This window comes from Psychrobacter sp. PG1 (assembly GCF_014897815.1).
Classification (GTDB): domain Bacteria; phylum Pseudomonadota; class Gammaproteobacteria; order Pseudomonadales; family Moraxellaceae; genus Psychrobacter.
The window spans coordinates 1-5770 of the sequence record NZ_JABUZG010000044.1 but is presented as its reverse complement, the minus strand read 5'-3'; the positions used below and the strand labels follow the sequence as shown (position 1 = coordinate 5770).

The following is a 5770-nucleotide window of genomic DNA, read 5'->3' as shown; positions in this document are numbered from 1 at the left end:
ACCAAAAATGATAATAATTCTCATTATCATTGATAAATACTGTTAACTACTTTATGATAATCGCTGTTTACTCTTTTGAACTTTAAAAAAGTTCAAGTAAGCATTAATCCTGAAGTAGTCAATAGCCTTAAAGACAAATTAAATGGCGAAGAGCGCCGTTATGAATACTGCTATGCAGCCTCTTTACTAACCATCCCATATTTTGCAGTCATTTGATTAATCAACTTTCTATAACTTGTAATATAATGAGTTACCTATGTTTACTAATTTACTCTCTATACCAGTGCCCGTATTCAAACGTCCTTTATTAACAACTATGATGGCAACATTAATAGCTACCGCCAGCTTGACAGGCTGTACCTCACCCGACTCTAGCGATTCTGAAACTGCAACGATTACAACAGAGAATGAAACGGCAGATACCGTATCGAATGCTACGAATAATGGCGAATCTACCACTAGTATAAAAATTGATACTGCAAAAGGTGAGATAAGCTTACTAGTTAATCCGTCACCCATTGCAGTATATGACATGACGTTAATGCAAGATTTAGCGGCTCTTGAAGTACCTATTCAAGGTATGCCAAGCAATATGTTGTTAGACAATCTGCAAGCAAAAAATCAACCGGAGCCAAAAGAAGTAGGTACATTGTTTGAACCGAATCTTGAAGCCTTGAATGCACTACAACCACAGGCAATATTGATTGGGAGTCGCACTGCTAAAAAATATGATGAATTAGCAAGTATTGCTCCTACTCTTGATATGAGTGTCGATACTGCCGATATTTATGAATCGAGCAAACGTCGCTTGTCTGACTTAGGCGCTTTATTCGGTAAAAGCGAGCAAGCGGCAAAACTACAAGGTGACATCGATGGTCTGTTAGCAGAAACCAAAGCTGCCACCAAAGATAAAGGTAAAGGCTTAGTGGTCATGGTCAATGGCAATAAAATGTCCGTATATGGTACTGAGTCACGCTATGGTTTTATTCATACCGTACTTAATATCCCAATAGCAGATAATCAAATTAAAGATGGTAATCACGGTCAGCCAATCTCGTTTGAATACATACAAAAAACCAATCCAGACTGGTTATTCGTCGTCGATCGCAGTGCCGCCATTGGTGAAGATGGTGCTGGTGCCAAAGCCGTATTGGACAATCCACTGGTCGCGCAAACCAACGCATGGAGTAAAAATCAAGTGGTTTACCTTAGCCCAGACTCATATCTTGCCTTTGGCGGTTATTATCAATGGATGCAGGATTTGACGACCATTAAAGAGGCTTTTGCTAACGCTAAATAAATGATGCGTTAAATAAGCAATATGCTAAACAAGCAATATGCTAAACAAGCAATATGCTAAACAAGCAACATGTTAAATAAGCGTCATTCGTTTTTAGGCAACTGTCATCACTGTCAGTTGCCAACCCTCACTTTAAGCCAGTAGCTGATATGCCGTTATTTTCCTCTCGTGCGCAGACCAGCGTTAAAGCCCGCCCTACTTTACCAGCCGCATCAACGAGTTGGCAAAAAAGCGCAAGCCGTGGTCTAAGTTCTAAAAATCGCCGTGCTTCTATACCGCCGTGGTTAATCAACACGGGCAGCCTCATTATTATGGGGTCTTGTTTCGTAGCTTATCAGCCCTGATTGCCAGATTGATCAATCCTGATGATTTCGTCGTCGTGCAATCTGCCAGTTACGCACAATTCAATACAGTCAATCCTCAGCTGCTTGGTATCAGCATTGTTATCTGTGCCATTAGCGCACTGTTTATCTGGCGCTGGCGTTATCAATGTGACGTATTGATGCTTGGCAAATCACAAGCCATTAACCTCGGTATCAACTATCAACGCTTGGCATTTGGGCTATTAACGGTCATTGCGGTATTGGTCGCCACGGCAACCTCATTGGTCGGTCCAGTGACCTTCTTTGGGCTGTTGGTTTGTGCGCTAACCAATCGTATCGCTCGGCATATGTATCACAGCGAGCGTCTGATATTGGTCTGTTTGGTGGCGATGATTTGCTTGGTACTCGGTCAGACGATATTTGAGCAACTATTGGGCATGGCGGGTGTGCTATCGGTCGTCATTGAATTGGCTGGTGGCTTGGTATTCTTAATATTGATTTTTATGACTCAGCGTCGTTAATACCGCGCTGATTTAATAGTCATTGACCTAATAGCCAATCATCTAAAAATCATTGAAATATTGGTAAGAAAATCAGATCCTTTGTAAAAATAAGAATTATTATGATTAAACTCAATAACATCTCGCACCATATTGGCAAACAGCAAATTCTTCATAACATTACGTTGTCGTTACCAAGCGCACAAGTGATTGCTCTGATTGGCCCCAATGGGGCGGGTAAATCTACCTTATTTTCGGTGATGGCACGCTTGCAACCGTTACAGTCGGGACAAGTCAGTTTCGCTGTAGATAATGAGGAACGTGATATTGCTAGCTGTCATGCGCGAACTTTGTCCAAAACTGTTGCGATGCTTGGGCAAGATAACCACGTACAAGGGCGACTACGCGTGCATGAGCTGCTGATGTTTGGGCGCTACCCTTATCATCAAGGGCAACCAACGGCTGATGATCAGCAAAAAGTGCAAGAAATTATCGAACGTTTTGAGCTTGCGCCATTAGCCGAGCGTTTTTTATCGACACTATCAGGTGGTCAGCGTCAGCGAGTATTGATTGCGATGATTGTTTGCCAAGATACGCCTTACTTATTGCTCGATGAGCCGCTCAATAATTTAGATATGTATCATGCTGGTCGCCTGATGCGTGAGCTGCGCGAATTGAGTCATAGCCAGCAAAAAACCGTGGTCATTGTGCTGCACGATATCAATCAAGCTGCGCAGTTCGCCGATACCGTGGTCACTATGAAAGAGGGTCAGGTAATGGCTGTCGGTCAACCTGCAGAGGTCATCACCCAAACAACCATGAAGGATCTGTATAACGTCGATGTTACCGTACTCAATCATCAAAGTCGCCCAGTGATTGTCGATAGCTTATAACCTGCTGTCTAATAAATTAAAAAGATGAATCCATATAAGAAATGCTGTTCATAAAATATAGGTAATATTTTAATAGAAATGACTGTTAACTATTTTTTCAACCAAATTCAATTAAGAACTACAAGATGATGGCTATGTGTTATCTGTTTTAATGATTGTTTGTAAGATCATAAGTAAGATTGGTTGTACAAATCAAAAGGTCTGAACAATTAGTTCAGACCTTTTTGCGTCCTAAAGAAAATACTATATCTAAAGATTAGAAATCAAAACTAACATCAAACACATAAGCACGGCCTGGCTCATTAAAGGTTCGAGCACCCGCATTGGTACCCGTGCCTTCGCGCTTAATTTGCTTATCAAATAGGTTTTTGATCCCTGCTCCAACGGTAACACTGTCGGTTAGATTATAGCGAGTGCTGATATTTGCCAGCGCATAAGGCTTACGGTCTAACTTTAAGGTACTCAGTTCATCACCAGTAGTAACCGAAATTTCAGGTGCATCAATGGTGCCATAATAGCTGACGCCTAAGTCGGCATTCCAGCGAGAGGTAATGTCCCAGTTAACATTGGAATTTACAGTAAATTTAGGAATTAGCGATAGCGGCTCACCCGTATCTTTACGTTCTGAACGCAGATTTCCCGTAACGTTGGTGTACCAAGAGAGTGCGTCAGTCACTGGAACTGTGACAAAGCCTTCAAGACCTTCAATGATGGCTTCACCTTGGTTCTCCCACTGGAAGATAGAACGGTTAGTCGCCGAATCTACTGCTACCCGGTCTACACCCGCACCAATACGGTTATCATAGGCATTATGATAATACGTCAAGCCCGCATTCAGCCCTGTGCCATCATCATAGGTAAAAGTCAGCTCTTTGTTCCAAGAAGTTTCATGCTCAAGATCAGGGTTGCCCAGCACTTGACAGCCCCGTTGATCTTCAGGCACCCAAGAAGGACAGCCATTACCCTTGGTGTAATAGATGTAGTTAGGATCTAATAAGTAGAGCTCAGGCGCCTTAAAAGCGCGACTAATGCCGGTTTTAACTGACCAGTTAGGGCTAAAATCCCACGTGGTATTGATACTTGGTGACCAATTACTCCCTGCTTCACTGTGATAATCAAAACGTAACCCTGGCGTTACATACCAGTCTGGAGTGATTTGGTAGTTATCTTCTACATAAGCACCGACGAGGTAAGCATCTGATTTTGGATCACGCTTAGCAGGGTCAGTTTCGACATCGCCGAAGTCAAAACCATCATCAAAGGTTAAGTCAGACACTAAAGGATTGGTCAGTTTTTCACCACGGAACTCAGCGCCTGCAGTCAACGTATGACGATCAAAGAATATATCCCACTCTGACTTGGCGTTTAGTGTGTCATAGGTCGCCTCGTTCCAGTTATAGTCCTCGCCTGCGGCTGGTGGTTTAATTTGACCTTCACCTCCACCAGCCGTGCCTTCAGCCAAACGCTCATTATTGGTACGGCTAAACTCTAAATAGCTATTGCTACGGGTATTGTCATAATCACCACGGTGCGTGATGGCAGCACCATAGCGTCGCATCTTATTGGTAGATTCTCCAGCTAAGGTTTCGACCAAATCATTATTGACATTTTGAAATTGTGAGTCGCCCGCCCAGCGATTATCCTGGGTACTATAGTTGACTTCAAAACCTACCGTGTTCATCGCATCCATAGCGTATTCAAAGAGCTGGCGGACATCTATATTCTCTACGCCTTCAACCCCAGCTGCAATAGAAGCGACTGGTCCGTCACGCCCATCTACAATTTGGGCGTCTTCGGCATTGATATAAGGGTCATCGCCTTCACTGTCGTGGTAACCAAGCGTAGTACGGAAGGACAGCTTGTCGCTTAAAGAACCAGCCATATTGATATTGGTGCGCCAGTCTTTACCTTCCAAGTCACTCTCTGGGGACTCGTAGTGACCAGTGACCGAAAATTCTTTTTTAGTAGGCGCTTTAGTAATGATGTTGACTACCCCGCCCATACTACCAGAACCATAGCGAGCCGCGGCTGGACCACGCAATACTTCGATTCGTTCAATAGCGCTCGGCGGCACCCATTGCGAGTCTCCACGGGTATCTTGCTCGCTAGCCCTACCAGGGCGAACGGCATTACGAGAAGTAACAGGACGGCCGTCGATTAAAATCAGCGTGTTATTCGGGCCCATACCACGTAGGTCAATCTGGCGCTGATTACCGCGCTGACCAGAAGTAGACGAGCCAGATAGGTTAACCCCAGGCATTTTGCGCACGATCTCTGCAATATCATTGGAAATAGAAGCTTTTTTGATAGCCTCTTCACTAATCACTGAAAGCCCAGCTGCTTGTTCAAGCTCCTCTCTTGCCGCCTTAACAACAATGGTATCTAGCTCAACAGAAGGCATTGTCTGCTGTTCATCAATTTCTTGCGCTGCTATTTGTGGTACGTTACGGCTATCTATCTCAGCAGCGAATGCAGTTGTACTCAAAATAGAAGCGATAGCAATGCCAAGCAAAGCTTTGCCAGTCGCTAAGCGTAACGGCTTTGGTAGGTAAAGAGCATTTATAGAAGCAGAAGAAATTGGTAATGTTGGCATAGATGAAAATCCTAGAAATATTTAGTGTTTACCAATACTTTGCAAATTTTCTGATAGAGCAGATTCGCTATAACATTATGGGTAAGCACTAGAAAAGCATGCAAAAGTGGTTATTTTTTAATGTCCTAGATTCAAATAAGAAGTGCAACGTTTTAAAAGAA

The 5770-nt window shown here is 43.3% G+C and carries 5 protein-coding genes; 4 read left to right on the top strand and 1 reads right to left on the bottom strand.

Features of this window, described 5'->3' with window-relative positions; all coding sequences use genetic code 11:
* Positions 1-256 precede the first annotated feature (256 nt).
* The 4 genes from INT03_RS03510 to INT03_RS03495 all read left to right on the top strand — a co-directional run bounded on the left by INT03_RS03510 (position 257) and on the right by INT03_RS03495 (position 3016).
* Positions 257-1300, top strand: coding sequence for a siderophore ABC transporter substrate-binding protein (locus INT03_RS03510; RefSeq protein WP_193007641.1), 1044 nt, complete (start codon positions 257-259; stop codon positions 1298-1300).
* A gap of 149 nt (positions 1301-1449) precedes the next feature.
* The gene (locus INT03_RS03505; RefSeq protein ID WP_193007660.1) at positions 1450-1644 is read left to right on the top strand and encodes a hypothetical protein; all 195 of its coding nucleotides are present in this window, start codon (positions 1450-1452) and stop codon (positions 1642-1644) included.
* Entirely contained in the window at positions 1620-2144 is a 525-nt protein-coding gene (locus INT03_RS03500; protein WP_226951667.1) for an iron chelate uptake ABC transporter family permease subunit, read from the top strand. Before INT03_RS03505 ends, INT03_RS03500 begins: the two co-directional genes overlap by 25 nt.
* Before the next feature lie 101 nt (positions 2145-2245).
* Positions 2246-3016 carry an ABC transporter ATP-binding protein gene (locus INT03_RS03495; protein WP_193007640.1) on the top strand — a complete coding sequence of 257 codons (771 nt, stop codon included), beginning with the start codon at positions 2246-2248 and terminating at the stop codon, positions 3014-3016.
* A 256-nt stretch (positions 3017-3272) separates the two neighbouring features.
* On the opposite strand, the gene INT03_RS03490 is transcribed toward INT03_RS03495, so the two are convergent.
* The gene (locus tag INT03_RS03490; RefSeq protein WP_193007634.1) at positions 3273-5609 is read right to left on the bottom strand and encodes a FepA family TonB-dependent siderophore receptor; all 2337 of its coding nucleotides are present in this window, start codon (positions 5607-5609) and stop codon (positions 3273-3275) included.
* Between the last annotated feature and the right edge of the window lie 161 nt (positions 5610-5770).

Coding starts and splice junctions, on each gene's coding strand:
- INT03_RS03510 (WP_193007641.1), top strand. CDS start 257: ATGTTTACTAATTTACTCTCTATACCAGTGCCCGTATTCAAACGTCCT.
- INT03_RS03490 (WP_193007634.1), bottom strand. CDS start 5,609: ATGCCAACATTACCAATTTCTTCTGCTTCTATAAATGCTCTTTACCTA.
- INT03_RS03495 (WP_193007640.1), top strand. CDS start 2,246: ATGATTAAACTCAATAACATCTCGCACCATATTGGCAAACAGCAAATT.
- INT03_RS03505 (WP_193007660.1), top strand. CDS start 1,450: ATGCCGTTATTTTCCTCTCGTGCGCAGACCAGCGTTAAAGCCCGCCCT.